At 61.4% G+C, this 25,607-nt stretch carries 26 protein-coding genes and 1 pseudogene; 12 read left to right on the forward strand and 15 right to left on the reverse strand.

Features of this window, described 5'->3' with window-relative positions; genetic code table 11:
* Positions 1–139 precede the first annotated feature (139 nt).
* The 9 genes from AC3B5Q_RS11930 to AC3B5Q_RS11970 all read left to right on the forward strand — a co-directional run bounded on the left by AC3B5Q_RS11930 (position 140) and on the right by AC3B5Q_RS11970 (position 8,440).
* On the forward strand, positions 140–973 hold the full coding sequence (locus tag AC3B5Q_RS11930) for an urease accessory protein UreD (protein ID WP_021782338.1): 834 nt from the start codon (positions 140–142) through the stop codon (positions 971–973).
* 9 nt (positions 974–982) lie between these two features.
* On the forward strand, positions 983–1,285 hold the full coding sequence (locus AC3B5Q_RS11935) for an urease subunit gamma (RefSeq protein WP_003253929.1): 303 nt from the start codon (positions 983–985) through the stop codon (positions 1,283–1,285).
* Positions 1,286–1,304: 19 nt separating this feature from the next.
* Positions 1,305–1,622 carry an urease subunit beta gene (locus tag AC3B5Q_RS11940; RefSeq protein ID WP_010953752.1) on the forward strand — a complete coding sequence of 106 codons (318 nt, stop codon included), beginning with the start codon at positions 1,305–1,307 and terminating at the stop codon, positions 1,620–1,622.
* Entirely contained in the window at positions 1,619–3,322 is a 1,704-nt protein-coding gene (ureC, locus tag AC3B5Q_RS11945; RefSeq protein ID WP_053870397.1) for an urease subunit alpha, read from the forward strand. Before AC3B5Q_RS11940 ends, ureC begins: the two co-directional genes overlap by 4 nt.
* Before the next feature lie 9 nt (positions 3,323–3,331).
* Positions 3,332–3,835, forward strand: a complete 504-nt coding sequence (gene ureE / locus AC3B5Q_RS11950; RefSeq protein ID WP_021782340.1) for an urease accessory protein UreE — start codon at positions 3,332–3,334, stop codon at positions 3,833–3,835.
* A gap of 18 nt (positions 3,836–3,853) precedes the next feature.
* Entirely contained in the window at positions 3,854–4,399 is a 546-nt protein-coding gene (locus AC3B5Q_RS11955) for a HupE/UreJ family protein (protein ID WP_021782341.1), read from the forward strand.
* On the forward strand, positions 4,399–5,073 hold the full coding sequence (locus AC3B5Q_RS11960; protein ID WP_021782342.1) for an urease accessory protein UreF: 675 nt from the start codon (positions 4,399–4,401) through the stop codon (positions 5,071–5,073). The genes AC3B5Q_RS11955 and AC3B5Q_RS11960 overlap by 1 nt, the downstream gene beginning before the upstream one ends.
* Positions 5,074–5,084: 11 nt before the next feature.
* Positions 5,085–5,708 carry an urease accessory protein UreG gene (gene ureG / locus AC3B5Q_RS11965; RefSeq protein WP_319297951.1) on the forward strand — a complete coding sequence of 208 codons (624 nt, stop codon included), beginning with the start codon at positions 5,085–5,087 and terminating at the stop codon, positions 5,706–5,708.
* Positions 5,709–5,971: 263 nt separating this feature from the next.
* Positions 5,972–8,440 (forward strand): phosphatidylinositol-specific phospholipase C domain-containing protein, encoded by a 2,469-nt coding sequence (locus AC3B5Q_RS11970; protein ID WP_488393096.1) that lies wholly within the window; start codon positions 5,972–5,974, stop codon positions 8,438–8,440.
* A 437-nt stretch (positions 8,441–8,877) separates the two neighbouring features.
* Here the strand turns inward: AC3B5Q_RS11970 and AC3B5Q_RS11975 are convergent, their stop codons facing one another.
* The 12 genes and pseudogenes from AC3B5Q_RS11975 to mcpP form a co-directional block, all read right to left on the reverse strand.
* Positions 8,878–9,606 carry a DUF899 domain-containing protein gene (locus AC3B5Q_RS11975; protein ID WP_021782344.1) on the reverse strand — a complete coding sequence of 243 codons (729 nt, stop codon included), beginning with the start codon at positions 9,604–9,606 and terminating at the stop codon, positions 8,878–8,880.
* 93 nt (positions 9,607–9,699) lie between these two features.
* Positions 9,700–11,901 (reverse strand): LTA synthase family protein, encoded by a 2,202-nt coding sequence (locus AC3B5Q_RS11980; RefSeq protein WP_488393097.1) that lies wholly within the window; start codon positions 11,899–11,901, stop codon positions 9,700–9,702.
* A 134-nt stretch (positions 11,902–12,035) separates the two neighbouring features.
* Positions 12,036–13,316 carry a fibril amyloid transporter FapF gene (gene fapF, locus AC3B5Q_RS11985; RefSeq protein ID WP_028697226.1) on the reverse strand — a complete coding sequence of 427 codons (1,281 nt, stop codon included), beginning with the start codon at positions 13,314–13,316 and terminating at the stop codon, positions 12,036–12,038.
* Between the two features lie 46 nt (positions 13,317–13,362).
* Entirely contained in the window at positions 13,363–14,115 is a 753-nt protein-coding gene (gene fapE, locus AC3B5Q_RS11990) for a fibril amyloid subunit FapE (protein ID WP_021782346.1), read from the reverse strand.
* A gap of 45 nt (positions 14,116–14,160) precedes the next feature.
* Positions 14,161–14,841, reverse strand: coding sequence for a fibril amyloid maturation endopeptidase FapD (fapD, locus tag AC3B5Q_RS11995; RefSeq protein WP_021782347.1), 681 nt, complete (start codon positions 14,839–14,841; stop codon positions 14,161–14,163).
* 61 nt (positions 14,842–14,902) lie between these two features.
* Complete coding sequence (fapC, locus tag AC3B5Q_RS12000) at positions 14,903–16,354, reverse strand: amyloid-like fimbrin subunit FapC (RefSeq protein ID WP_021782348.1); 1,452 nt, start codon at positions 16,352–16,354, stop codon at positions 14,903–14,905.
* Between the two features lie 49 nt (positions 16,355–16,403).
* Positions 16,404–16,982 (reverse strand): fibril amyloid subunit FapB, encoded by a 579-nt coding sequence (fapB, locus tag AC3B5Q_RS12005; RefSeq protein WP_084850764.1) that lies wholly within the window; start codon positions 16,980–16,982, stop codon positions 16,404–16,406.
* A 1-nt stretch (position 16,983) separates the two neighbouring features.
* Positions 16,984–17,421, reverse strand: coding sequence for a functional amyloid chaperone FapA (fapA, locus tag AC3B5Q_RS12010; RefSeq protein ID WP_021782350.1), 438 nt, complete (start codon positions 17,419–17,421; stop codon positions 16,984–16,986).
* Positions 17,422–17,713: 292 nt separating this feature from the next.
* Positions 17,714–18,283, reverse strand: coding sequence for an ATP/GTP-binding protein (locus tag AC3B5Q_RS12015; RefSeq protein WP_021782351.1), 570 nt, complete (start codon positions 18,281–18,283; stop codon positions 17,714–17,716).
* The gene (gene pnuC / locus AC3B5Q_RS12020; protein ID WP_021782352.1) at positions 18,280–18,846 is read right to left on the reverse strand and encodes a nicotinamide riboside transporter PnuC; all 567 of its coding nucleotides are present in this window, start codon (positions 18,844–18,846) and stop codon (positions 18,280–18,282) included. Before pnuC ends, AC3B5Q_RS12015 begins: the two co-directional genes overlap by 4 nt.
* A 245-nt stretch (positions 18,847–19,091) precedes the next feature.
* Entirely contained in the window at positions 19,092–19,826 is a 735-nt protein-coding gene (locus AC3B5Q_RS12025; RefSeq protein WP_407726699.1) for a methyl-accepting chemotaxis protein, read from the reverse strand.
* Between the two features lie 138 nt (positions 19,827–19,964).
* Positions 19,965–20,726 (reverse strand): annotated as a pseudogene (gene mcpP / locus AC3B5Q_RS12030) (methyl-accepting chemotaxis protein McpP); the annotation flags it as partial.
* A 300-nt stretch (positions 20,727–21,026) separates the two neighbouring features.
* Here mcpP and AC3B5Q_RS12035 point away from each other — a divergent pair.
* Positions 21,027–21,857: an undecaprenyl-diphosphate phosphatase gene (locus tag AC3B5Q_RS12035; protein ID WP_028697222.1), complete on the forward strand. Its 831-nt coding sequence runs from the start codon at positions 21,027–21,029 to the stop codon at positions 21,855–21,857.
* Positions 21,850–22,263: a DUF1294 domain-containing protein gene (locus AC3B5Q_RS12040; protein WP_021782355.1), complete on the forward strand. Its 414-nt coding sequence runs from the start codon at positions 21,850–21,852 to the stop codon at positions 22,261–22,263. The genes AC3B5Q_RS12035 and AC3B5Q_RS12040 overlap by 8 nt, the downstream gene beginning before the upstream one ends.
* A 58-nt stretch (positions 22,264–22,321) precedes the next feature.
* Here the strand turns inward: AC3B5Q_RS12040 and AC3B5Q_RS12045 are convergent, their stop codons facing one another.
* Together AC3B5Q_RS12045 and AC3B5Q_RS12050 are read right to left on the reverse strand one after the other, a co-directional pair.
* Positions 22,322–22,681, reverse strand: a complete 360-nt coding sequence (locus tag AC3B5Q_RS12045; protein WP_084850763.1) for an MmcQ/YjbR family DNA-binding protein — start codon at positions 22,679–22,681, stop codon at positions 22,322–22,324.
* Positions 22,674–23,576, reverse strand: coding sequence for a LysR substrate-binding domain-containing protein (locus AC3B5Q_RS12050; RefSeq protein WP_021782357.1), 903 nt, complete (start codon positions 23,574–23,576; stop codon positions 22,674–22,676). The genes AC3B5Q_RS12045 and AC3B5Q_RS12050 overlap by 8 nt, the downstream gene beginning before the upstream one ends.
* Before the next feature lie 133 nt (positions 23,577–23,709).
* Between AC3B5Q_RS12050 and AC3B5Q_RS12055 the strand changes: the two genes are divergently transcribed.
* A complete protein-coding gene (locus AC3B5Q_RS12055) occupies positions 23,710–24,321 on the forward strand; it encodes an FMN-dependent NADH-azoreductase (protein ID WP_021782358.1) in 612 nt (203 codons plus the stop codon).
* 68 nt (positions 24,322–24,389) lie between these two features.
* On the opposite strand, the gene AC3B5Q_RS12060 is transcribed toward AC3B5Q_RS12055, so the two are convergent.
* Positions 24,390–25,592, reverse strand: a complete 1,203-nt coding sequence (locus AC3B5Q_RS12060; protein ID WP_028697219.1) for an NAD(P)/FAD-dependent oxidoreductase — start codon at positions 25,590–25,592, stop codon at positions 24,390–24,392.
* Between the last annotated feature and the right edge of the window lie 15 nt (positions 25,593–25,607).

Raw genomic sequence — 25,607 nt, forward strand, 5'->3', positions numbered from 1 at the left:
CCTTCACCTGCGGAGTTGGCCCGCAACCTGCTATATCCAGCCTGCGAATTTGATCGAGTGGTCAGGCCGTGCGCGCTAGCAGCCGCCCGCGCCAGACCCTCTAAACGGCCAGCAGGCCACGGATTTCAGGGGCCGCAGGATGTCGCTCGCGGAGCAGATCGAACAACAACAAGACGATGCAGGCTGGAGTGCTCACCTGCAGTTGCGCTTTGTGCAGCGTGACAGCGTGACCCGCCTTGGTGCGTGGAGGCATTTTGGACCTCTTTTGGTGCAGCGGCCTTTTTATCCGGAGGGTGCGCCATGCCATGTCTATGTCTTGCACCCGCCGGGCGGCATCGTCGCCGGCGACCGTCTGGAACTGGACATTCACCTGGAGCCGGGTAGCCATGCGCTGCTGACCATGCCTGGCGCCAGCAAGTTCTATCGCAGCATCGGCCCGACCGCGCGGTTGGCCCAGCGCTTTCACCTGGCCGCGGGCAGCACCCTGGAGTGGCTGCCGCAGGACAGCATCTTCTTCTCAGGCGCCCGCGCCAGCCTCGCCAGCCGTTTTACCCTTGAGCCGGGCGCCCGCTTGCTGGCCTGGGAAACCCTGTGCCTGGGCCGCCCGGTCATGCACGAGCGTTTCGACCACGGCGCCCTCGACAGCCTTTTGCACATCGTACTGCCTGACGAGGTAGGCCTGCATGAGCGCCTGCGTCTCGAAGGCGGGCACCTGGACAAGCTTGGTGGGCATCCGCTACTCGCCACCTTCTGTGCCGCACCGGCCGATCAGGCCGTGCTGGAGCAGGTTCGCCCGCTGCTCGATGAACTGGGCAACCCGGCCGGTGCGACCCTGCTTGGGTCGTTGCTGGTGATCCGCCTGCTCGACCATGACAACCAACACCTGCAACGCACCCTGCAACGCCTGTGGCATGTGCTGCGTCCGGCCATCCTCGGCCTGCCAGCCTGCCCGCCGCGTATCTGGGCTACCTGAGAGAGCGCCATGGAGCTTACCCCGAGAGAGAAAGACAAACTGCTGCTGTTCACTGCTGCGCTGCTGGCGGAGCGGCGTCTGGCCCGTGGCCTGAAGCTCAACTACCCGGAGGCCGTGGCGCTGATCAGCGCCGCAGTGCTCGAAGGCGCCCGCGATGGCCGCACAGTCGCCGAACTGATGAGCCTGGGGCGCGAAGTGTTGACCCGTGAGCAGGTGATGCCCGGTATCGCTGAGATGCTTCACGACGTGCAGGTCGAAGCGACCTTCCCGGATGGCACCAAGTTGGTGACCGTGCATGACCCCATCGTCTGAAACCGCCAAGGAGCATTGCATGATCCCAGGTGAAATCCAGGTCGCCGCGGGCGACATCGAGTTGAACAGTGGCCGAGAAACGGTCAGCGTCAGCGTGGCCAACCATGGCGACCGGCCGGTGCAGGTCGGCTCGCACTACCACTTTTACGAGGTCAACGACGCGCTGGTGTTCGACCGTGCGCCCACCCTGGGCTTTCGCCTGGACATTCCGGCCGGCACTGCCGTGCGCTTCGAACCGGGTCAGGCGCGTACCGTGCAACTGGTGGCTTACGCCGGCAAGCGTGAGGTCTATGGCTTTCAGGGCAAAGTGATGGGCGCGCTGGAGGGCAGGGCATGAGCCGTATTTCCCGTCAGGCCTATGCCGACATGTTCGGGCCCACGGTTGGAGACCGCGTGCGCCTGGCCGACACTGCGTTGTGGGTGGAGGTCGAGAAAGACTTCACCATCTACGGCGAAGAGGTGAAGTTCGGCGGCGGCAAGGTCATTCGCGATGGCATGGGGCAGGGCCAGATGCTGGCGGCCGAGGCCATGGACCTGGTGTTGACCAATGCGCTGATCATCGATCACTGGGGCATCGTCAAAGCCGACATCGGTATCAAGCATGGACGTATCGCGCTGATCGGCAAGGCCGGCAACCCCGATGTGCAGCCGGGCGTGAACGTGCCGGTCGGGCCAGGGACCGAGGTAATCGCGGCCGAGGGCAAGATCGTCACCGCCGGGGGGGTCGATTCGCATATCCACTTCATTTGCCCGCAGCAGGTGGACGAGGCATTGAACAGCGGTGTCACCACGTTCATCGGCGGCGGAACCGGGCCGGCTACCGGCACCAATGCCACCACCTGCACGCCCGGCCCCTGGTACCTTGCACGCATGTTGCAGGCCGCCGACAGCTTGCCGATCAACATCGGGTTGCTCGGCAAGGGCAATGCCTCACGGCCTGAGGCACTGCGCGAGCAAATTGCCGCAGGTGCTGTCGGGCTCAAACTGCATGAAGACTGGGGCTCTACGCCAGCGGCCATCGACTGTTGCCTGGGCGTGGCCGAGGAAATGGATATCCAGGTAGCGATTCACACCGACACCCTCAACGAGTCGGGCTGTATCGAAGACACGTTGGCGGCCATCGGCGACCGCACCATCCACACCTTCCATACCGAAGGTGCAGGAGGCGGCCATGCCCCGGACATCATCCGTGCAGCGGGGCAGGCCAACGTGCTGCCATCCTCGACCAACCCGACCCTGCCTTACACGATCAACACCGTGGACGAGCACCTGGACATGCTCATGGTCTGCCACCACCTGGACCCGAGCATCGCCGAGGACGTGGCCTTTGCCGAGTCGCGCATTCGCCGCGAAACCATCGCTGCCGAGGACATCCTTCACGACATGGGCGCCTTTGCCATGACCTCGTCCGACTCCCAGGCCATGGGCCGGGTTGGCGAGGTGGTGCTGCGCACCTGGCAGGTGGCGCACCAGATGAAGTTGCGCCGCGGGCCGCTGGCACCAGACACCCCTTACAGCGACAACTTCCGGGTCAAGCGCTACATCGCCAAGTACACCATCAACCCGGCGCTCACCCACGGCATCGGTCACGAAGTGGGCTCGGTGGAGGTCGGCAAGCTGGCTGACCTGGTGCTGTGGTCGCCAGCGTTCTTTGCGGTCAAGCCGGCCCTGGTGCTCAAGGGCGGGATGATCGTTACCGCACCCATGGGCGACATCAACGGCTCCATACCCACCCCCCAGCCGGTGCACTATCGGCCGATGTTCGGCGCGCTGGGTGCGGCGCGGCATGCCACACGCATGACATTCCTGCCTCAGGCGGCAATGGACCGCGGGTTGGCCGAGGAGCTGAACCTGCGCAGCCTGATTGGGGTGGTCAACGGCTGCCGGCGGGTACGCAAGCCGGACATGGTCCACAACACCCTGCAGCCGCTGATCGAAGTCGATGCGCAGACCTATCAGGTGCGTGCCGATGGCGAGCTGCTGGTCTGCGAACCGGCCAGCGAACTGCCGCTGGCCCAGCGCTATTTCCTGTTCTGAGGAGCACCCATGATTGTCTTGAACCGCCGTATCTCCGAACCCGGCACGCGGGTTGTCAGTGGCACTGTCACCCTCGACGTGGACAGCCGTATCAAGAGCCGCCTGCGAGTAACCCTGGACGATGGCCGCGAAGCCGGGCTGATGCTGGAGCGCGGCCACCTGCTGCGCGGAGGTGAATTGCTGGCCGATGCCGAGGGCACTCAGCTGATCCGCGTGTTGGCGGCGCCCGAAGCGGTGTCCACGGTGCGCTGTACCGATCCACACCTCTTGGCCCGCGCCGCCTACCACTTGGGTAACCGCCATGTGCCGCTGCAGATCGAACCCGGGCTGTTGCGCTTCCAGCACGACCATGTGCTGGACGACATGCTGCGGGGGCTGGGCCTGACGGTAGAGGCCGAACAGGCCCCGTTCGAGCCTGAAGCGGGCGCCTACCAAAGTGCACCGCATGGCCACAGCCACAGTCATGCCCATGGCCACGATCACCCGTTCGTACGCCTGCCTGCCCATTCCTGAACTGCCCTGGAGCAACCGATGAAAAAGACTTTCGCCCTGTTTCTGTTGATGCTGGCTCTGCCAGCCTTCGCCCACCCAGGCCATGACAGCAACCCGCTGCAGGACGGCCTGCTGCACCCGCTGACCGGGCTTGATCACCTGCTGATGCTACTGGGCACCGGCGTGCTCGCCGCGTTGACCCGGCGCAACCTGACGTTGCCCCTGGCTACTCTGGCGGCCATGTTCGGTGGTGCCGTGTGCGGTCACCTGTTCGGCGATGTGCTGGGCATGGAGACCCTGATTGCCGTGTCGCTGCTGGTGGCTGCCGGGGCGGTACTGCTGCCGAGCCGCCAGTTGCTGCTGGCCATGGCCATGCCGGTGTTCGCCTTGTTCCATGGCTGGGCCCATGGCGTGGAAGCCACGCCGAGCGCTTTCTGGCAATTCAGCGCGGGGTTTGTCGCGGTCAGCGGCTTGCTGCTGGCGGCAGGCTTTGCAATCGGTTGCCTGCTGCGCCGCCACAGCGGCCTGCAGAAGGCCTTTGGCGGTGGCCTGTTGGCCGGCGCCGCGCTGGTGCTGGCCGGTTGATGAACAGCGACCTGGCGCTGCTGCGCCTGCTGCAGTTGGCCAGCCCCGGCTTGCCAGTGGGTGGTTTTACCTATTCGCAAGGCCTGGAGTGGGCGGTTGAGGCCGGCTGGGTTCGCGGCGTGGACAGCTTTGCCGGCTGGCAGCGTGAGCAGCTTCACGACACCTTGGCTTGCCTTGACTGGCCGGTGTTGGCGCGTCTGTATCACGCCTGCCAGGCCGAGGACGCCGAAGCGTTCGGCCACTGGAGCCGGTTCTTGCTGGCCAACCGCGAAACCGCCGAGCTGCGCCTGGAAGAACAGCAGCGCGGCGCGGCGCTGGCGCGGTTGCTTGACGGCTGGCAACTGGGCCAGGCACCGGCCTGGCGCACCAGCCTTGAGCTGACCCAGTTGGGCGGCATGGCCTGGCTGGCCGCGCACTGGGCCATCCCGTTGCGCCAACTGGCATTGGGCCATGGCTTTGCCTGGCTGGAGGGCGCAGTCATGGCCGGGGTCAAGCTGGTGCCGTTCGGCCAGCAGGCTGCCCAGACCTTGCTGCGCGATCTCGGCGCCGACTTGCCCGCTGCACTGGACCAGGCACTGGCCCTGGGCGATGACCAGCTTGGCGGCGGCCTGCCGCTGCTGGCCATCGCTTCATCGCGTCACGAAACCCAATACACCCGTTTGTTCCGTTCCTGAGGACTGCCTGCATGCAAAGCTATCAACAACCCCTGCGCGTCGGTGTCGGCGGCCCGGTCGGCTCTGGCAAGACCGCACTGCTGGAAGCGCTGTGCAAGGCCATGCGCGATCACTACCAGATTGCCGTGGTTACCAACGATATCTATACCAAGGAAGACCAGCGTATTCTCACCGAGGCCGGCGCCCTTGAGCCGGAGCGCATCGTCGGCGTGGAGACCGGCGGCTGCCCGCACACGGCCATTCGTGAAGACGCCTCTATGAACCTGGCGGCAGTCGAAGCGCTGGCGCGCAAGTTCGGTAACCTCGAAGTCATTTTCGTGGAAAGCGGCGGTGACAACCTCAGCGCTACGTTCAGCCCGGAGCTGGCCGACCTGACCATCTACGTGATCGACGTGGCCGAGGGCGAGAAGATCCCGCGCAAGGGCGGCCCAGGCATTACCAAGTCCGACTTCCTGGTGATCAACAAGACCGATCTGGCCCCTTATGTAGGGGCTTCACTGGAAGTGATGGAACGCGACACCCGGCGCATGCGGCCGCAGCGGCCCTGGACCTTTAGCAACCTGAAGAAGGGCGAGGGGTTGCAGGCGGTGATCGACTTTATCGTCGAGCGCGGGATGCTGGGTGCGCGAGCCTGACAGATCGAGGTCCCTGCGGGCTTGTCCCGCGAAGGGACCGGTGGTAAATGAATTACGCGCGTTTGTTGAACTGCGCCAACGCTGGCAACAGTTGCTTGTCGATGGCCAAGGGCACGGGCCCCGGTAGCTCAAGGCTTTCCGGGGTTTTTTTCGTCTTCGCGTTTGCTATTTCCCAGCCCCAGAACTGATATTTTTGCCAGTAGCAGCCTGTGCTTGCCGAGTGCAATGCTGACATCCCCTATAACGGAAGCAGGTGGATGGTCATGACTGAACTGGCGAGCGACGAATTCGAAGAGATCAGTTATATCAGTCCCTCCGGGGACGTGCTCATCCGTGTCTACACCCCTAAGCAATGTACAGACCCGGTAGACTGGGGCGAATTCGAAGAAATTGAACGTCCGGCCATGCTTGTCAGGCCTGGTATGTTTGACATGGAGGTAGTGACACTTACCAACCCTGATGGCCGTTGGAGGCGAAGGATTGGAACGGTCAGACCCACAATGAACGCAGCACCCTCCGCAGCTAGTGAAAGTGCTCCGTTGAGCGATACCAATTCACCCTTCGTGAAGCACAGTCTGCAGACTGACGGTCAGTCAGAAGTACAATACGCCGATGGTTGGGAGATTTTATATCACGACGGGTCAGGTGTCAGGTTCAGTCTGTACGCTGATGGTTTTACAGGTGATCTTTCGGACTATGAATTCGCTCTTCCCTATTGGATTAGGGATGCTGAGGAAAGAATTGTCCACGGGGCTTGTAATTTTGAACAGTTGAGTACGCTTGGCGCGACCTGGGCATTTCGTCCTTTGGTACTGCTCGCCGGGAAAAAGGCGCGAGCCGAGGCAGTTCAACCGCAGGCAGACGTGGAGCAGACGTATCACGATAACAAGGTGCATTTCCGGTCCAAATATGGCCAACCCTTTGGAACGGCTAACGAGATTGTTTACGGCTCCTACGAAATTACGTCGGCGAAGGTTTCCAGTGGCCAAGATCCTGATAACTATATCGACCCACCGTTTACAAGAAGTTTCTCCAGCAATGGAACTATGAGCTTCAAGGTGGGGCGGCACGGTACGGACGCTGTCGCGAACTGGTTCAGTAGCTACATCAGTGATTCCGAGAATACGTTCGGGCATGCTCCCGATAAACTCAATTTTGGTTTCAAAGGCACGTTGAAACTGACCGTGACGGGCGGTAGTTTCAGTGGCATGGACCAAACGCTGGTATTCAAGGACGTTTTCATCGCTCAAGGTCATACAGGAACATCAAATAACTGGTGGTTCGGCGCCATTGGTGCCCGCAACCCGGACGATGGTAAGCGTTGGGTTCGAGTGGAGGGTAAGGCGCCGACGCCGTACGGGGAGTTTGATGCCTCGATGTATTTTCAGCGCGGCGGAGAGCCGCTCACGGACGACGAAATATTCGTATACGAGGGATCGCTAAATGCGCTGCCCACCGAGGCGTGGATGACCAGATTGATAGGTACGACTCGCGTGCAAGATATGGTGCTTCCCGGCAGCCATAACGCTGGCATGTATGGCCCACTGCATAATTGCACCGGGGGAGGCTTTGGTGAGGCAGCATCTAGAGCGCAACGCGCCTCCATTGCGGAGCAACTCCGGATGGGTGTTCGTTACCTGGATATCCGGGTCGCTCGCGCTGATGGTCAACTGCTTTGTTACCATCGGACAGGCACCGGCACGGGGCCGGGATGCGACGGCGCGACGCTCGACGAAGTACTCACCTCCGTTGACACGTTCTTGACAGAAAATCGCGGAGAGTTCGTGATCTTGAGCTTCACGCATATACCCGACGCTGACGTCTCAGCCATTCAAACGATGATTAATCGCCATGCGAATCGTCTGCACAAAGTCAGTGCCGAACCGGGTGAGCGCAAACCGGTGAACCAATTTATCCTGGAGGATTTGCGCGGGAAAATGCTGGTGGTCAGTGAAGGGTTGATGGATGCGCCTGACTCAGGTTTTTATAGAAAAACAAAGGGTCCAAATTCTTGGGATGCGTATCAAATTGTGGATGACTACGCTAATTCGAAAGACACAGATGCTGTGATTGAAGATCAGTTGGGTAAGTGGGCAAGGCATGTGCCGGGTGAATATGGCGTCGGCTTCATGCTCAACTGGACTCGCACCCCGCAGAGCGGGGCGGATTCGGTCGAAAAAATGGCGAAAGTCATCAATGAAAAACTGGCACACAATCTTAATAGCTACCCGGCTAACTGGAGTGCCCCGCAGGTGGTATTGCTGGATTTTGTGACGCCGGGGTATGTCAACTCCATTGTCAATCAAAACCTCGCAAATATTTCACGGCGCGACGAAGGCGATGAAGTGGAACCACCCGTTGGGGCGCGAGTCAACGTGAATATGTATCCACTGCCATTATTTGACGGTGACCCGGTCCGCAAAAAATTACCTTTCGGTTCGTTGATTCCACTCTGGAGGGAAACCGCCATCAGCAACGAGGGCGGAAGCGTGCGTTTCGCGGCGCGGCCGTACAATCGTAACAGGTTGATTACCTTTGGCGGGTTGGGGTTGCTGTGCTTCAGGCAATACATCATCTCTAAAGACTTTGAAGGTGATGGCTTTGAGGTGCCGTTGCTGTCGGATGTACCTACTAGTCTACCCAAAGGCGTCCGGGAGATACGATGGATAGGCACCAATGCCAAAATAAGATGGTTGCATCTGCTTCAATACGGCAAAGTGGACGCTGAATAATACAACGTCTATTTTCTGTATTGTCGCGAAACGCGCAGTGTGTTGACTTTCGGCGAGCAACTGGTGGCTCCGTTGATTGTTCTACCACTCAGGTGGGTAAGGGCAGCCCGATTATCCTCCCGGTATATTCGGCTGGCGGCGCGTCAGCGTGCACCTGCATCAAGGTATCCAGCAGCGTTTGACTGGCGAGGGAGAAGAGCGCCGCTCTTGGCCCCCGCCAGTTCAGCGTGAAGCGGCAACTGTTCGCTTGCGGCCAGTACGCCCTCGAACCCGTCCCGGTGCAACATGTGGTAAATATGCACGCGTTTTTGCGGGCAACCATCAGCGTTAATGCCTAACCCTGTGGGCACGCCCGCGAAGAAACCAACGCGGTGGATGGCACCGGCTCTGCCGGTGTTCGCTGGTAAAACCGTTCCCACAGGTGCGTGTTGCCTGCATCATCTGTGACAACAGTGAGGCTTTTCCGGGTGCCCTTCATAGCGGTCATGGTGCCGCACCCAGTCCATGGTCCCACCTTCGTTGCGCCCCAGTGGCGCAATGTCGAGGAAGTTGTAGGTGTTGACCAGTATGTCCAGCCCGCGGGCGTAGGTTGAGTAGGTGTGGTAGACGCTGCCGTCGGCTTCGCGGAAAAATGCACTCAAGCCGGGCAGCTCGCTTTCATTGCCCTCATACGGCTCATAGTTGTACTGCCGCTGGCCTTCACGGCCGACACTGACGCCAAAGTCCTCGTTGAAGTCGCTGCCATTCGACGAATACCACGGGAACTGCCAGCCCATGCGCTGGCGAAATGCCTGGAATTCGGCATACGGCGCCCGAGACACCGCCACCAGCGACACATCGTGGTGTGCCAGGTGCAGGTTGGCGCCGTCAAAGTGATCGGCCAGAAAAGAGCAGCCGGGGCAGCCCTCGCTCCAGCCCTCGGCGAACATGAAGTGGTAAAGCAGCAACTGGCTGCGGCCTGCGAACAGGTCGGCCAGGCTCAACGCGCCGTCTGGCCCGAAGAAGCGGTAATCCTGCTCGACCTTTACCCAAGGCAAGGCGCGACGGGCTGCAGCTAGCGCGTCGCGGTGGTGGGTAAACGCTTTTTCGTGCAGCCACAGTTGCTGGCGAGCCGCCAGCCACTGGCTGCGGGAAACCACCGGGTGCCTGCTTGCGCTGGTGCTCATGGTGCTGTCTCCTCGCTGGGGATTCACACCTTGGTCGAGTACGACCGGGTCGAATCGACAGGCACCGGTGGCCGGGCGATGAGCGGTACCGGCTCAGCCCGAATGGGCGATATGCCCCTCGGCCAGTTCATCGGCGCCGTCATCCTCGCCAGGCAGGGCGGTGATTACGCTGAAGTCGCTGACTTCTACCTTGCCGCCGCCATAGCCCAGCAAATGGAAGGAAAACGCCTTGCGCTCGGTCGGGTTGTCGAAGCTGAACTCCATCTCCAGGGGCGCGTCGGCGGTGACCTTCACCTCTTCTGGCAGGCCCAGCGGCACGTCTTGTTCCAACTGCTTGGCCTTGAGCCGGATATAGGCCACACGTTTGGGGTCCAGCGAGCGTACCTTGACCCGCACGCGGGTGTGCGAGCCTTCAGGCATTTCCAGGTACTGGGCGCCAATCAGGTTGTCGGCCCAGTCATCGTGAATGCGCTTGCGCAACTTGATCGGTGAAGGGCCGCCGAACTGGTAACGCAGGTTGAGCGGGGTTTGCAGCAAGGATTGGTCGAGCACCCCGGCCAGGGCGCTGATCTGCTGGCCCAGCAGGCTGTCGGCCGGACCGAGGTAGCGGGCCTGGTCGGCGATGAAGCCTTCACTGGCATAACGCCGGCAGCGCTGCTGGAAGTCACATTCGGTGAACAGGCCCTGGCCGTTGTGGTAGCGCAGCATGCCGTTGGTGTAAGAGATCATCTCTCGGCCGCTGTCGTAGTCGCGGTACAACGAGCGGCCGCCAAGCGCGACAGGAATGGGCAGTGCGAAGTAGTCGAGCAGCGAGGCGGCCAGGTCGATGTGACCGTAAGTACCGCGCTTGATGGTTGGCAGTTGGGCCTGCTCTGGCGCCAGGGTAAGGTTGAAGCCCCAGGACGAGGCCAGGCGCACGCCATCGATGCCGTGGGACTCGTCGGAAGTCAGCACCACCAGTGTGTCCTTGAGGACGCCCTGGCGCTCGAGATTGTCTAGAAATGCCCCGACCGCGTCATCCAGGTAGGCGACCGCTGCCTGTTTCGGTGTGTCGTAGCGCTTGAGGTACTCGGCCGGCGCCGAATAGGGCTGGTGGGTGCCCACGGTGAGCAGCGTCAGCATCCATGGCTTGTCCTGCTTCTGCAACTGGCCCACATAGCCCAGGGCGCCTTCGAAGAAGGCGCGGTCATCCTTGCCCCATGGGAAGTCCAGGTAGTTCTTGTTGCTGAACCACTCCTGACCATGCACCGAATCGAAACCGATGTGCGGCATGATGCGGTCTTTGGCCATGAAGCGCAGGCCCGCGCCTTGCAGGTAGTGGGTGGTGAAACCGGCCTGGCGCAATTGTGCCGGCAGACAGGCCTGGTTGCGTTCGTTCTGGGTCAGCAGTTCCACGCCCTTGGGCGTGCCATTGGCCAGCTTGTCGTAATCGCCGCACAGCATCGCATACAGGCCACGGATGGTCTGGTGGGTGTGCAGCACGTAGTCTGGGGTGTTCATGCCGCGCTCGGCCCACTTGCTGAGCCTGGGCATCAAGTCCTCATTGAAACGACTGTTCAGCGCCTGGCGGTTAGGCCGCAGGTAGGCGCCGGGGATGCCTTCCATGGTAATCACCAGCAAGTTGCGGGCGCTTCCCGGGCCGGCAAGCAGCCTTTGCCCATGCAGGTCGGATTGAGTCAGGCCGCTGCTGGCGAGCGGGGTGAAGGTTTGTGTGCGGCCCATCCAGCCTTCGACCTGGCGTTGCAGGTTACCGACCCCGGCAGACATCAACTGGTGGGGGAGGTTGTATTGCCGCCACTGGTCGGCATCGGAAGGTAGCAACTGCTGGCTGCCCCAATGCGCGCCAAACAGCAGTACGGGTATGGCCCAGGCCGTGCGCGGCAGTGGCTGGCTGGCCTGTGCACGGCTGCGCCACGCACAGGCCAGCCAAGCCAGCAAGCCGCCACCCAGGGCCCAGGGCAGCCAGGCATGGGCCAGGCCGCCACCGGTTGAATTCTCCATGAATTGCGGGTCGAACAGGTAGTTCAGGTCGGCGCTGGTGGGCAGTCGGCCCACTGCGCTTACCAGTTCGGCCGAGGCCACCCACAGCGCCGCCCAGGCCAGCAGCACGGGCAGCGCAAGCCACCACGGCCTGCGGTGTAGCAGCACGATCAACAGGCTGCCAAGGGCGAGGTCGGACAGGTAACCGAACGGGTTGGACCAACCCAGCATGGTGCGCGTACCCAGTGGGATCACCAACACCAGGGCCGCCAAAGCGGCAAACCGGGTGCGTGGGTGGTCGGACAGGTTCTTCACAAAAACTTCCCTTTTGCCATTAAATCGTCATGCATCTGTGCTTGATGATAACAGGCCAGGGCAGGGAAGGCGGTCGATTACAAGGTTGGTAACCAAGCCGGGGTTGTTCGCACAGCCCCGGCCGATGGCAACTATCAGAAGTAATAAGGGAATTTCAGGCTGAAGGAAAAGTCAGGTGCATCATCGGTCAGACCAATGGACAGGTTGGGTACGATGGTCAGGTTGTTGGTGGCGGCGAAGGTCATGCCAATGTTGAAGTTGGCGGCGTTGTAGTCACTGTTGGAAATCGATTGCCAGTCGCCGCCATCAGGTTTGATCTTGCTCTTGCGGGCGAACTGGTCGGACACCGAGAACGACATGCTCATCTTTTCGTTCAGGGCAAAGGCGATGCCGCCGCCGATCTGCCATGAGTCGCCGAGCTTGACGTCACCCGGCACCTTGCTGTTCACCTGTGGACTGATGTCGCTGAACGAGTCTTGCATGTTGTAGGTGTAGGACAGGCTGCCGAACAGCACAGCCGGGTCGAAGGTCTTGACCAGTGAGATGCCCGGTGTGATCGACCATACACCGTTGCCCGTCGGTAGGCTTTCCGGTACCGCGAGGTTGTTGTTGCCGTCCACTTCGCGCAGTTTGATGCCATAGGGGTCCTTGCCGGTCGGTGCCTTTACTCGCAGGGTAGCCACAGCGTCCGGCCAGGTTTCGTCCTCGTCGAGGAATTTATAGGCCACTCCGACGTTGATATCGCCGATTTCCGGGTCGCGGGTCACGGTGGCATCGGAAGTGGTTGCCCCGGCCCCCCCTGCACCGCCAGACGAATAGGTGGACTCGCGGTAGACCACGGGGACGTTGATATCGAACTGCCAGCGCTGCGCCAGGTTATAGCGCGCGGTCATGTCCAGGGTCCAGTTGTCAGCCTTGATCCGGTCGAGGTTGATGCTGCCGAGGAAGATCGAGTCCAGTGCCAGGAAGCCATTGAGGGTCAGCGCACGGGTATCGTAATGGGTATAGGTGAGGCCGGTTTCGAAGCTGAACTTGCCCCCGCCAAAGAATCCGCTGGCTTCGTCATACAGGTTGGTAACGCTTTGCGCCGGCTGGGAGTCGGCCGTCAGCGCCTGGCCGTAGGAGCTACCTGTAGTGCCCGGAGCCCCAGAAGCGACGGTTTGCGCACCTTTTACCCCCTCGGCGGGAGACCTGACCAGGCGTCTGGGCGGCGCTGCAGCAGGGGTCTCCTCGACCTGGCGCACACGTTGCTCCAGCACCATCAGTGCCTGTTGTTGTGCCTCATAGCGGCGTTTGAGTTCAATCAGTTCCTGTTTCAGCGCTTCGACCTGTGGGTCGGCGGCTGCGTAAAGTGCTGTGGCTGGGGCCAAGGCAGTCAAGCACACAAAAGCTCTGAGCGTAAAAGATCGGTACATGGAGTTGCCGTCCCTTCCAACTACTTTCGATGAGACTGAGCGTAGATCAGTATCCGAAGGTGCGAAGACCTTTGAGCTGGTCGAGGCTACCGCTGAGCGAAGCCGCTGTAGGCACGCTCTCACGCATGACAACGTTCAGGCTGGTGACGTTGTTGACCAGGTTACCGTTGCCGAGCAGCGTCGAGTTCTGCAGCAAGCCACCCTGGGCCAGGCGTTGCACGCTGCTGCCCTGGTTGTTGCTGGCATTGATGTTGAGCTGCACGCCCACACCGCTGGAAGACACACTGAGTGCGCCGGCGCCATTCTCCCCGACCAGGGTCTGGCCGGCGGCCAGTACCTGGCCGTGCTGTTGTACGGCGGGGGCGTGGTTGGCTTTGGTCACGTTGATATCGACGTTGTTGTAAGCGGCGTTGTTGTCACCGGCTGCACGCACCACCTGGGTCACACCTTCGGTGGTGGTCAGGCCGTTGCCGCCCGTTACCACGCCAGTCCCGGCAGCAGAAGCGCTGTTCGGTGCCGTACCTGCGCCTTTTTTATCAATCATCGATACATAGAACTGGGGCTTGATGGTCGATTGCTGAACCTGCAGCGTGGACGTTGCCCCGATCACATCCCCTTTGGCATTTTGCCAGGTGCTGGACATGATGATACCGAAGCTCACGATTCGTCCGGGCATCACATAGCGGCCCCGCAGGTTCGCCAGCTCCTGGTCCTTCAGTTCGATGGGTTTGAATGCCTCTGCGTGACTGGGCAGGCTGGCTGCCAGACAGGCCATGGCCAACCACAATGAAGTCTTCATGAAATGCTCCCTGGAGCATCATGCTCCTTGTCATTAGAACAGTCGTTAGAAGAAGTCGCTTCTGATGAAGCCGAAGTCCAGCAACTCTGAGTCCTGCACGGGGGTGAAGTTGTTCACCCGGCCCTTGGCGGTCAGTGGCATGGGCGGGTCGAGCAGGATGTTGTTCTTGTCGTAACCCTGGCCGATCACCGCGAAGATGATGCCGTTCCAGCCCTTGAGGAAATCATCGACCTTGTATCGTTTGTGGCCCAGCACCGGATCACCGATGTACACCCAGCCTTTGTCGACTTTCTGCATGACCACGAAGTGCTTGTAGCCGCGCACATCCATCAATACCACGACGGGAATGCGCACGCTGTGCAGGGTTTCGGGCGCCACCCGGTAACCGCGGGCACGCATCCCCAGGCTTTCGACGTAGTGCTTCATGTCGAGCATCGAGAAGCCTTGCGTGCGCACAAGGTCCTGGTCGGCGTGGGCCAGCATGCCTTCGATGATCTGATGTTCGTCCACATCCAGCCAGTAGGCCTGGCGCAGGATGGTTGCCAGCGCGGCGGCGCCGCAGCTGAAGTCGGTCTTTTGTTGCACCAGGTCAGCGAACTTGCGTTCACGCAAGCTCTGGATCGGTTTGAACACCACGGCGCCGCCCGGCAGGACGGACAGGGGCATTTGTGCAGCTTCGCTCACGCTGGCCAGGCACAGCAAAAACGCCAAGGCGAAAATACGCATGATCGGGTGCCTTACGGTGTGTTGAAGAAAGGCCCCCCGAAGGGGGCCTCAAGCACAGCGGTCAGAACGAGGTGTTGGAGATGGCCAGCGAGTTGCTTTGCTGGTTGCCCACACCGGCTGCTACGTTCACGCCCAGGTTACCGCTGCCACCATTCACCGAACCGCTAAGGGTTGCAGTGTTGGTAACTGGGTTGGCCCAGCCGGTCGGGGTCAGCACTTGGAAGGACACAGTATTGCTCAAGTCGTAAGCGCTGCTTTCGCTGTAGCTCTTCGAAACGTCGTTCGAGGATTGTTTCGATTGCTCGCCAGACTTCGAGAAATCGGACGCTGAAGCATTCTCGTACGAAGAGTCGTGAGACTTGGAGTACGAAGAGTCTTTCGACTTGTCATACGCCGATTGATGCGACTTGTCGTAGTTGGAGTCGAATGCTTTCTCGAACGACGAGTCGTATGCACTTTCGTGCGACTTGTCGACCGATGCATCCAGCGACGCACTCAGCGAACCATCGAAGGAGTTGGTGTGGCTGCGCTCGTAACGGCCATAGTCGGTGGTATGGGTACTCGTGGCGTTGGCTGCAGCGTCCAGCGAAGCTGACAGGCTGGCGCTGCTCGACGCGCTGTGGCTGCCGCTGGCAGAGCCACTGGCACCCCAGCCGCTCGAGCCACTTGCGCTCGAGTTGTGGGAGCCGCTGGCGTTGCTGGATTGCGAGCCGCTGGAGTTCCAGCCACTGGAGCCGCTGGAGCTGGCGCTATGCGCACCGGCAAGGCTGAAGCTCGAGGACGAGCTGCGGTCGTCGGTCGAGTTGAACGAGCCATCACGCGAGCTTGAACCGCTGGCCGACTTGGTGATGGTAATCGTATCCACCCGGTAGGTGCGGTCAGCGCTGTTGTTTACAATCAGGCCTGGGCCGTCCTGATTGGCCGAAGCGGTGGCGGTGGCGTTACCCAACGGGGCGCCGGTGTTGGCGATGGCCATGGTGTTTTTCTGCTGGTTGAGGTCGCCACCGGCAATGTTGATGCCAATGTTGCCCTCAGCCCCGCTGGCTGAACCGCTCATCACAGCCGAAGACTGGGTCGAATAGTTGTCGACCCGGTTGTTTCTGCTGGTTTGCACAACGTCAGCCGTGGCATTGGCCATGCCGAACACGAAGCTGTTGTCCAGGCTCGAGTCGGAGCCTGCGTTGGCAATGGCGGCGGCGTTATCTTGCTGGTTGCCGTTACCGGCCGCCACGTTTATGCCAACGTTGCCGCTGGAGCCGGTGCCAGAGTCACTCATCTCGGCATCGTTGATGGTGCCTTGGTTGGTGATGCGGTTACGCGTGCTGGTCTGGGTATCCCAGGCATTGGCCGTTGCATACACAGGGATCTTGGTGGGTGGAGGCGTGTGATGACCATTGTTATGGTGGCCGTTATGGTGGTCATTACGCCGATCATTTTGCCCAGCTTGTACAGCAACAGCCATGACCGCAGCAATTGCGAAAACCAGAGGCTTGATTGCCATCGAGGGTTTCATGGTGATTCTCCGTACGCTATTAGGTTAAGTGTCGTTCTTAACTGCAGGGTCAATCCGCGACCCGGATGCTCAAGGTGTTGGCCATTCGGTTTCCCACCCCGGCACTCTGGTTCAACTGGATCACCCCCCGGCTACCGGTGAAGGCCTGGTCACTGGTGGTGACCTGGCGATAGCCTGCTGGAATGTCAGTTGCTCCGGAGTTGTTGATCAGCGCCACGTTCTGTTGCATGAGGACGCTGTCGTCGATGCTTTGCGGCTGCGCACCAATGCTGATGTTCAGTGCGTTGGCTTGCTGGGTGTTGGCGCCTGCACTCTGGTTGACCCCCAGGGCGCCGCTGCCGTTGCTGAACGCGTTGCCCTGGATGGTCGAGCGGGCGTCCATTGCGGGGTCGGCGGGCGTGTTGAGCCGTTGCCGGATCTGGGTACTTGCATGGGCTTCGGGGCCGACGGCGATGGCACGCGCATTGACCTGCTGCTGTTTGTCGCCAGCGGCCTGGTTGACAGAGAGGTTGCCCTGATAGCGGCTGCCGGAGCTGTCGATATCAGCGTTATTGATGACGGGAACCAGGGATTGCGCGAAGGCCGGTGCAGTGCAAAGGGCGGCCAGCATCAGCAATGTGCGCTTCATCTCACTTGCCTCCGCCGGTCAGAATCTGCAGCGGCGCGAGGCCACGCTGCACGCTTGAGTTGACCATGTTCGAGATACCGTTACCCGACCCCGTACCGCGTCCGCCCGCCAAGTTGGGAAGCTGGTTCTGGTTGCCGAGGTTGCCACCCAGGTTGTTGGTCTGCTGGGTGATCATGTTGCTGATGCCTGCGCCACTGCTGACGCTGGCGAAGTCGCCATCACTCAGCTCGCTGGTTTGCTTGAGCACGTAGGCCGACGGGTTGGCATTGACGGTGGTAGGGCTTGGGTCTGGGATCAGGGGGGGAATGGTTGCGTTGCGCACCTGCACATCGCGCTTGATGATGATGATCCCCTTGTCCGCCTGAGCCGTCAGGCTTAGTGACCCCAGTACACAACCCACCAGTAATAGGTGATAGAGGCGTTTGTCACTTTTCCTCACGGCGGCAACTCCTTCTTTGGCCCTGGTCAGCAATGCGAACGACAGAGCAGAAGGTGTGCCGCTTTTTAGAATCCTTTTCAGGTCAGATAGTTAGGGCAAGAGGCTGACAAAATACGGCGCTTGCATGTCTCATTAGTGAAACAGCCTGCCTTGAGCGTTGCCGGCAAAGGCAGCAGCGGCCTTGATTGGAAGGGTTTTTGCAAGTGTGTTTCACGCGCTTGACACTGGCCCTGGGCGGGGGGGGGAACCCCGCAATTTCGGGGGGTTTGCCCCAGCGGTATGTATCAGTGGTTTAACACTCGGTCGGGAAGGCTGGCGCATCGCCACCAAGCAGCGTAGCAACCGCTTGCAAGGCCAGCAATTGGCGCTGCGGCCAATTGCCATTAAGGATTTGGCGCGGCTGGTTATGCCGCTTCAGCCAGGCCAGGCTGTCGTCGAAAAAGCGTTGACGATCGCTGAGGTCGGGTTGGCAACGCTGGCCATCGGCAATCCAGTCCACCCCTTGCGGGCTGAGCAACAGGTGCAGGTCATAACGCCGTGCCAGCAGGGCTTCTTCCAGCCAGGTTGGGCAGTCGTCGAACAGCGCGCGGCTCCAAAGCATGTTGCTCAGCAGGTGGGTGTCGAGAATTAGCAGCGGTGGCGCCTGCTCGCGCGCACGGTCCTCCCATGCCAATTGCCCGCGGGCGATGGCGGGAATATCGGCATAGCAGGTGTCACGGCATTGCTGGTCGATGAAGTGGCGCACGTACTCGCCCACCACCACGCCACCAAAATGTGCCTGGATCACCCCGCTAAGCCAGCTTTTGCCACTGGATTCCGGGCCGCACAGTACCAGCACTTTCATGGCTTGTTGCGTACTCATGGCTGTACCAGCGCCGGGTCGCGGCGCCATTCCAGCCAGCCGCGTACAGCAATCAAGGTGAGCACGGCAAAGAAGCCTGCGGTGAAATACAGCTGCTGATGCAGGTATTGGCCCACATAGATGATGTCGACCACGACCCACAGTGGCCAGCACTGCAGGCGTTTCTGTGCCATCCACAGTTGCGCCACCAGGCTGAAGCCGGTCAGGGTGGCGTCCAGCCAGGGCAGGGCGGCATCGGTCCAGTTGGCCATGGCTGCGCCCAGGGCGGCGCTCAGCAGCACCCCGGCGGTCAGGCCGGTGAACAATGCCGGGCGTTGCAGGCGGGAGACCTGGCGGGCGTCTTCAGCGTGGTCGGGGCGTTTCCACTGCCACCAGCCGTACAGTTGCAGGATGGCGTAGGCCACTTGCAGCAACATGCCCGAATACAGCTTTACCTCGTAGAACAGCCAACCATAGATCAGCACCATGACCAGGCCGATAGGCCAGCACCAGGCGTTCTGCTTGACCGTGAGCCAGACAGCGGTTACGCCGAGGACGGCGGCAATGAGTTCAAGGCCGGACATCGGCGATCCTTGGAGGCTACGGGGGAGGGGCGCGATTGTAGCGGGTCGGCCGCGGAAGGTGTAGGGCGCAGCGGCGGGATGCCCCCTGGTAGGAGCGGGTTCACCCGCGAACACCGGCAGCGCCGGTGCCGCCCACCGCGTTGCTTCCTTCGCGGGCATGCCCGCTCCCACAGGCGCAGCGCAGGCCTCAAGGTCACTCGATACCTGCAGGAGCAGGCATGCCCGCTCCCAACAAGGGCTTGTTCTCAGACCCGGAACTGGCGCAACAACTGCTCCAGTTCCACGCTCAACTGCCCCAGCGCCACCCCGGCATCGCTGGACTGGCGCGCCGCATCGGCGGTCTGCTGCGACAACCCGGCGGTATCCAGTACATTGCGGTTGATCTCTTCGACCACATGCGACTGCTGCAAGGTGGCGCTGGCGATGGAGGCATTCAATGCGGTGAGGTTGTTAAGTACCTGGTTGATGGCGTCCAGGCTGGCGCCGGCCTCGCGTGCCTGTTCGACGGTCTGGCGCGATGCCTCGCTGCTGGTATCGATGGCCTTGACCGCAGCGTCCGACTGGCTCTGCAGGTGCTCGATCATGGTATGAATCTCGGCCGTCGATTGGGCTGTACGCTGGGCCAGCAGTCGCACTTCGTCGGCGACTACGGCAAAGCCTCGGCCTTGCTCGCCGGCCCGCGCCGCCTCGATGGCGGCATTCAGCGCCAGCAGGTTGGTCTGTTCGGCAATGGAACGAATCACGTCCAGCACGCCGCCAATGCGTGTGCTGTGCCCGGCCAGGTCGCGAATCACCTGTACGGCCTGATCGATGGTCAGCGACAGGCGGTCGATCTGCGCCAGGCTGCCGTGGATGGCCTGCTGGCCGTGGGTCACTTGTTGTTGTGCCGTGCGCATCTCTCCGGCGGCCTGTTCAGCGGTCTTGGCCACGTCCTGCACGGCGTAGGTCACCTCATTGACTGCAGTGGCCACCTGGTCCATCTGTAGCGATTGCTGGGCACTGCGCTGTTGTGCGGCACCCGCATTGTCACCGACGTGCCCGGCGGACTGGGCCAGCGCGTGGGCCGCGCCTTGCAGTTGGCCGACTACGCCTTGGAGTTTTCCGTTGAAACGGTTGAAGTGCTCGCCCAGGTGGGTGATTTCGTCGCTGCCATGGGTGTCCAGGCGCCGGGTCAGGTCGCTTTCGCCGCTGGCGATGTTGCCCATGGCCTGCACCGCTTCCTGCAGCGGGCGGGCGATGCTGCGGGCAATCAGCATGACCACCAGCGCCATCAGCAGGGCAATGCCGACGCCGACCAGCGAAGCGTCGCGCAACTGGCGAGCAAATTCGGCCTGCACATCATCCACATACACGCCCGAACCGATGATCCAGCCCCACGGCTTGAACAGCTGAATATAGGAAGTCTTGGCTACCGGCTCACTGGCGCCGGGCTTGGGCCAGCGATAGTTGACGGGGCCGGCGTCCTGCTGACGGGCGAGGGCGACCATTTCGTTGAACACGGCGAAACCATCGGGATCGCGGATGGCTGAAAGGTCCTGGCCGTCGAGCTTGGGGTTGGCCGGATGCATGATCATCTTCGGCCCCAGGTCGTTGATCCAGAAATAGTCGTCATGGTCGTAGCGCAGCGCGCGCACGACCTGCAGTGCCTGTTGCTGGGCGGCTTCGCGGCTGAGCGTGCCGGCAGCTTCCAGGCCTTGGTAATAGGCCAACACACCCGCGGCGGTCTGCACCACATGGCGGGTTTTCTCCGCCTTGGCCTGGTACAGGTCACCATGGATCTGCCGCAGCATCAGCAGGCCCAGTACCACCAGCATGGCTACCGCTACTACAAGGATCAGCCACAGGCGCCGACTGATTGACATCGATCTCAGAGTGTTCATCCATCAGCTCCCGCATTGTTCTTTTTATTGAGGTGCATCGAAGCATGCTTTGCAGCGAGCCCCCACCCGACTAATGGCTAAGTGCTATGTTGGTGATAGTCTGCCGCAGGTCGCGTAAAGCGATTGCAAAGGGGCTCTGTCAGGATTTCGGCCGCGCAAGATGAAACCTTTAACAGGCGTGAACTTTTCCACTGGCGTTGCGCCCAACAGTCGCTGTAAAACAGCCGGGCCATGTACGGCAATCTCAAGCAAATCAAGAACAAGGGGCCTGCAACAAGCAGCGCTTCATCCGGGGGAATGATGGATTTTTGGACTGCCTTCCAGGCAATCATCTTAGGCGTGGTCGAAGGGCTGACGGAGTTTCTGCCGATCTCCAGTACGGGCCATCAGATTATCGTCGCCGACCTGATCGGTTTTGGCGGCGAACGGGCCATGGCTTTTAATATCATCATTCAGTTGGCGGCGATCCTGGCGGTGGTGTGGGAGTTTCGCAGCAAGATTTTCGAAGTGGTCTTCGGCCTGACCCACCAGCCCAAGGCGCGCCGCTTCACGGGCAACCTGCTGTTGGCGTTCATGCCGGCGGTGGTACTGGGTGTGCTTTTTGCTGACCTTATTCACGAATACCTGTTCAACCCCGTCACCGTGGCGGCGGCACTGGTGGTGGGTGGCGTCATCATGCTCTGGGCCGAGCGCCGTGAGCACCGCGTGCAGGTAGACCATGTGGACGACATGCGCTGGAGCCATGCGCTGAAAATCGGCTTCGTCCAGTGCCTGGCGATGATCCCGGGCACGTCGCGCTCCGGTTCGACCATTATCGGTGGCTTGCTGTTCGGCCTGTCGCGCAAGGCAGCGACCGAGTTCTCGTTCTTCCTGGCAATGCCGACCATGGTCGGTGCGGCGGTGTATTCGGGCTACAAGTACCGCGACCTGTTCCAGCCCGGCGATCTGCCGGTGTTTGCGATCGGCTTCGTGACCTCGTTCATCTTCGCCATGATCGCCGTACGGGCGTTGCTCAAGTTCATTGCCAACCATAGCTACGCGGCATTTGCCTGGTATCGCATTGTGTTCGGCTTGCTCATTCTGGCGACCTGGCAGTTTGGTTGGGTTGACTGGTCCACAGCTCATGGCTGAGGCAATGCGCGGGCAACGGGCTGAAGGCGTGCGCAATGTGCGCCTGAAGCTGCTGCTGTTGGGCGTGCTTTGCCTGTTGCCCGGTTGGGGGGCGGCGCGCATGGCCTGGAACGATCAGACCTGGTGGCCGTTGGCGTTGTACCCGGCCATGAGCCTGATCAGCCTGTTGCTGTATTGGCAGGACAAGCAGCAGGCACGTACGCAGGCCTGGCGTACACCCGAGAAAGTGCTGCATGCCAGTGAGCTGCTCGGTGGTTGGCCGGGGGCGTTATTGGCGCAGCAACTGTTTCGGCACAAGACCCGCAAGGTCTCGTTCCAGTTGGTGTGCTGGGGGATTGTGCTGGTGCATCAGGTGTTCTGGGCAGACTGGCTGTTTCTTGAGGGGCGTTATCTGCCCTTTGGTTGATGTGCAGTTGTGCCGGCCTCTTCGCGGGTAATGCCGCGAAAGGGCCGGTACAGCCAGATCACATGACCAACCCCGTCTGCAATCGCTTGGGCAACCGACGCACTACCAGCTGGTGCGAGTGCTGCAACAGGTCACACAGTTCATCACGCCCCATGGGGTAGGGCGGCGCCATGCTGACCCATCGCGCCCGCGCCAGGTAGGGTGCCGGCCGTATCCCGGGGCGATCGCAATAACCCAGAAACAGCTCGTCGGCCACCTTGAACGACAACCCGGCACTCGCCAGGTCGAGCACCGCGAACATCTTGTTTTCTGCCACCGAAAACACTCGGATGCCGCCCCATTTGTAGTCTTCCCGCGCACCCGGCAGGCTCAGGCAAAATGCCGCCACCTGGGCTTCGCTCATTTTCCGTTCAGACATACCGCTCTCCACAAGCCTCGAATGACGCCGCCAGGTGATCGATCCACACCCGGACCGCAGGCAGTAGGCCCCGCCGGTGTGGGTAAACCGCCTGCAGGTAGCCACCCGGCAGCGACCAGTCTGGCAGCAAGCGCACCAGTTCGCCGCGTTCCAGTTCCTCTTCACAAAACATGCTGGGCAGCGCAGTGAACCCCAGACCGGCACGTACAGCTGCATTACGTACTACGAAATCATCGATCGCCAAGCGCGGCTCCAGCGCTATTTCCTGCTGCTTGCCATGGGGGCCGATCAAGCGAAAGTGTACCAGTCGGTCTGCTTCGGCTGCGCCCAGCACTGGCAATGATGCCAACTCGCCCGGTTCGCGAATGTGGTCGGCAAAGCCGGGCGCGGCCACCAGTTGCATCTGTGCCTGGCGCAGGCGGCGGGTAACCAGGGCCGGGTCTTCGTCGCCCAGGTCGCGTACGCGCAACGCTACGTCAATGCCTTCGGAAATCAGGTCGACCCGGCGGTTGAGCAATACCATGTCCAGTTGCACCAGCGGGTACTGCTCAAGAAAGCGGCTGATCACATCCGGCAGGAAGGCGTGTGCCAGTGCCACCGGGCAGGAAACCCGTAAACGCCCGCGCGGCTCACTGCTCATGCTGGCCACGGTTTCGTCGGCGGCTTCGGCCTCCAGCAGCATGGCCTGACAATGATGCAAGTAACGTTCACCTACTGCGGTGAGCTTGAGTTGCCGTGTGGTGCGCTGCAACAGACGTGTGCCAAGGCGCTCTTCAAGCTCGGCGATACGCCGCGACAGGCGCGACTTGGGGATACCCAGCTGGCGCCCGGCGGCGGCGAATCCGCCGGCTTCGACGACGCGCGCGAAATAGAAGAGGTCGTTGAGGTCTTGCATGGGAATGTCTCACTGTTCCATCTGTGGGACAAACTAACGCATTTTCGCTTACTTATCAGCTATTGGTCACTTCGGTAGGATCTACCCCATCGTGATCGCCCACAGATGCGGTCTTCAATCACAGGAGAGTCCCATGAAACTGTTGCACATCGATTCGAGCATCCTGGGCGACAATTCCGCCTCGCGCCAGTTGAGCCGTGAAGTGGTCGAAGCCTGGAAGGCTGCAGACCCGAGCGTTGAAGTGATTTACCGCGACCTGGCTGCCGATGCCATTGCCCACTTCTCCGCCGCCACCCTGGTGGCTGCAGGCACCCCTGAAGACGTACGCGACGCGGCCCAGGCTTTCGAAGCCAAGCTCAGCGCAGAGACGCTCGAAGAGTTCCTGGCTGCCGATGCCGTGGTAATTGGCGCGCCAATGTACAACTTCACCGTGCCGACCCAGCTAAAAGCCTGGATTGACCGTGTGGCCGTCGCCGGCAAGACATTCCGTTACACTGAAGCAGGCCCGGAAGGCCTGTGCGGCAACAAGAAAGTGGTGCTGGTTTCCACCGCGGGTGGCCTGCACGCTGGCCAGCCGACCGGCGCCGGGCATGAAGACTTCCTGAAAGTGTTCCTGGGCTTCATTGGGATTACCGACCTGGAAATTGTCCGCGCCCACGGCCTGGCCTATGGCCCGGAGCAGCGCAGCCAGGCGATCGATGCTGCACAGGCGCAGATCGCCAACGAGCTGTTTGCTGCTGCCTGATCAAGGGAGCGGTTGGTTGCAGGCGTGGCCTTGTCGAAGCACAAGGCCACTCCAACCTGTAGAAGCGTTCAGGCCACCGGGATAAGCGGATCAGCTGCCGCCAGGGCCGCTGCCCGGTCAGCCGCTGGCGGATAAATCCACACTGAATTGATCTGGCGCTTCAGCGCCTTGGCTTCGGTCTTGTCCTCCGGTGGCGAAACCACACGGTCCCATCCTTCGGTGTACACCGCGCCCCAGGCCCCCAGGTCCAGGCACGTCACGTACTTGGGCTGGCTGTAAGCCATCGGTGCCACGCCCAGCAACTCGGCAGCGGCATTGTTGCCCGCATGGCGCCCCAGCGGAATCGCATGCTGGCACGACATCACGGCATGATTGCCAAGCGCGTCACAGGTGGCGTAAGCCACGTCTCCAGCTGCATACACGGCCTCATTGCCCTTGACCTTCAGGTTGCCATCGACATGCAAACGGCCGCGGTTGTCGCGCTCGCCGCTGATCTGTTCGGTGAGCGGGTTGGCCTTGAAGCCAACAGTCCAGACCACCGTGCTGGCGTCGATACGCTGGCCGTTGTCCAGCTGTACACCGGCAGGGTCTACCGAAACCACCGTGGCACCGCAAACCCACTCCACGCCCAGGGCCTCGCACGCCTGCTCGATGGCTGGGCGGATGCCGTCACCCAGGGCTGCGCCAATCCTGGCGCCGCGGTCGATTACCACTACGCGCAACGCGGCGTCTTCGCCCAGTATCGCGCGCAAGCGGGCCGGCAGTTCGGTGGCCGTTTCGATGCCGGTAAAACCGCCCCCGGCTACCACCACGGTATTGCGCGCCGGCGTGTTCGGCAGGCTGGCCAGCGACTTCAGGTGGTTTTCCAGGCGTGCGGCACTGTCGAGCTTGTCGACATCGAAGACATGCTCGATGCCAACCATGTCAGGGCGATCGAGCACACTGCCGCAGGCCATGATCAGGCGGTCGTAGGGCAGGGCGCACCGAGTGCCACTGCGGGTGCGATAGCCCACGCGGCGGGCCGCTTCATCGATATGGAATGCCGTGCCCGGCACGAAGCGGACATTTACAACATCGAGCAGTGCCTGCAGTGGTGCGGCCATGGTATGCACGTCTGGCTCGTAGAAGCGCGGACGCACATGCAGTTCAGCCTGGGGTGCGAGCAAGGTGACCTCGACGTCCTTGCTGGCGTTGAGGTCAAGCTGGCGGATGGCGCTGAGCGCGCTCCACAGGCCGGCAAAGCCCGCACCAATGATCAGGATCTGCTTCATGGTTGTGCTCCTTAG

This window comes from Pseudomonas sp. D5(2026) (assembly GCF_057766845.1).

Coding starts and splice junctions, on each gene's coding strand:
- fapB (WP_084850764.1), bottom strand. CDS start 16,982: ATGAAGCGCACATTGCTGATGCTGGCCGCCCTTTGCACTGCACCGGCC.
- ureE (WP_021782340.1), top strand. CDS start 3,332: ATGATTGTCTTGAACCGCCGTATCTCCGAACCCGGCACGCGGGTTGTC.
- AC3B5Q_RS11960 (WP_021782342.1), top strand. CDS start 4,399: ATGAACAGCGACCTGGCGCTGCTGCGCCTGCTGCAGTTGGCCAGCCCC.
- AC3B5Q_RS12025 (WP_407726699.1), bottom strand. CDS start 19,826: ATGGACCAGGTGGCCACTGCAGTCAATGAGGTGACCTACGCCGTGCAG.
- AC3B5Q_RS12015 (WP_021782351.1), bottom strand. CDS start 18,283: ATGAGTACGCAACAAGCCATGAAAGTGCTGGTACTGTGCGGCCCGGAA.
- AC3B5Q_RS11975 (WP_021782344.1), bottom strand. CDS start 9,606: ATGAGCACCAGCGCAAGCAGGCACCCGGTGGTTTCCCGCAGCCAGTGG.
- fapE (WP_021782346.1), bottom strand. CDS start 14,115: ATGAAGACTTCATTGTGGTTGGCCATGGCCTGTCTGGCAGCCAGCCTG.
- ureC (WP_053870397.1), top strand. CDS start 1,619: ATGAGCCGTATTTCCCGTCAGGCCTATGCCGACATGTTCGGGCCCACG.
- ureG (WP_319297951.1), top strand. CDS start 5,085: ATGCAAAGCTATCAACAACCCCTGCGCGTCGGTGTCGGCGGCCCGGTC.
- AC3B5Q_RS12050 (WP_021782357.1), bottom strand. CDS start 23,576: ATGCAAGACCTCAACGACCTCTTCTATTTCGCGCGCGTCGTCGAAGCC.
- AC3B5Q_RS12060 (WP_028697219.1), bottom strand. CDS start 25,592: ATGAAGCAGATCCTGATCATTGGTGCGGGCTTTGCCGGCCTGTGGAGC.
- AC3B5Q_RS11955 (WP_021782341.1), top strand. CDS start 3,854: ATGAAAAAGACTTTCGCCCTGTTTCTGTTGATGCTGGCTCTGCCAGCC.
- AC3B5Q_RS12045 (WP_084850763.1), bottom strand. CDS start 22,681: ATGTCTGAACGGAAAATGAGCGAAGCCCAGGTGGCGGCATTTTGCCTG.
- AC3B5Q_RS11935 (WP_003253929.1), top strand. CDS start 983: ATGGAGCTTACCCCGAGAGAGAAAGACAAACTGCTGCTGTTCACTGCT.
- fapC (WP_021782348.1), bottom strand. CDS start 16,354: ATGAAACCCTCGATGGCAATCAAGCCTCTGGTTTTCGCAATTGCTGCG.
- AC3B5Q_RS11940 (WP_010953752.1), top strand. CDS start 1,305: ATGATCCCAGGTGAAATCCAGGTCGCCGCGGGCGACATCGAGTTGAAC.
- AC3B5Q_RS11930 (WP_021782338.1), top strand. CDS start 140: ATGTCGCTCGCGGAGCAGATCGAACAACAACAAGACGATGCAGGCTGG.
- fapF (WP_028697226.1), bottom strand. CDS start 13,316: ATGTACCGATCTTTTACGCTCAGAGCTTTTGTGTGCTTGACTGCCTTG.
- fapD (WP_021782347.1), bottom strand. CDS start 14,841: ATGCGTATTTTCGCCTTGGCGTTTTTGCTGTGCCTGGCCAGCGTGAGC.
- AC3B5Q_RS11970 (WP_488393096.1), top strand. CDS start 5,972: ATGACTGAACTGGCGAGCGACGAATTCGAAGAGATCAGTTATATCAGT.
- pnuC (WP_021782352.1), bottom strand. CDS start 18,846: ATGTCCGGCCTTGAACTCATTGCCGCCGTCCTCGGCGTAACCGCTGTC.
- AC3B5Q_RS12035 (WP_028697222.1), top strand. CDS start 21,027: ATGGATTTTTGGACTGCCTTCCAGGCAATCATCTTAGGCGTGGTCGAA.
- AC3B5Q_RS12040 (WP_021782355.1), top strand. CDS start 21,850: ATGGCTGAGGCAATGCGCGGGCAACGGGCTGAAGGCGTGCGCAATGTG.
- AC3B5Q_RS12055 (WP_021782358.1), top strand. CDS start 23,710: ATGAAACTGTTGCACATCGATTCGAGCATCCTGGGCGACAATTCCGCC.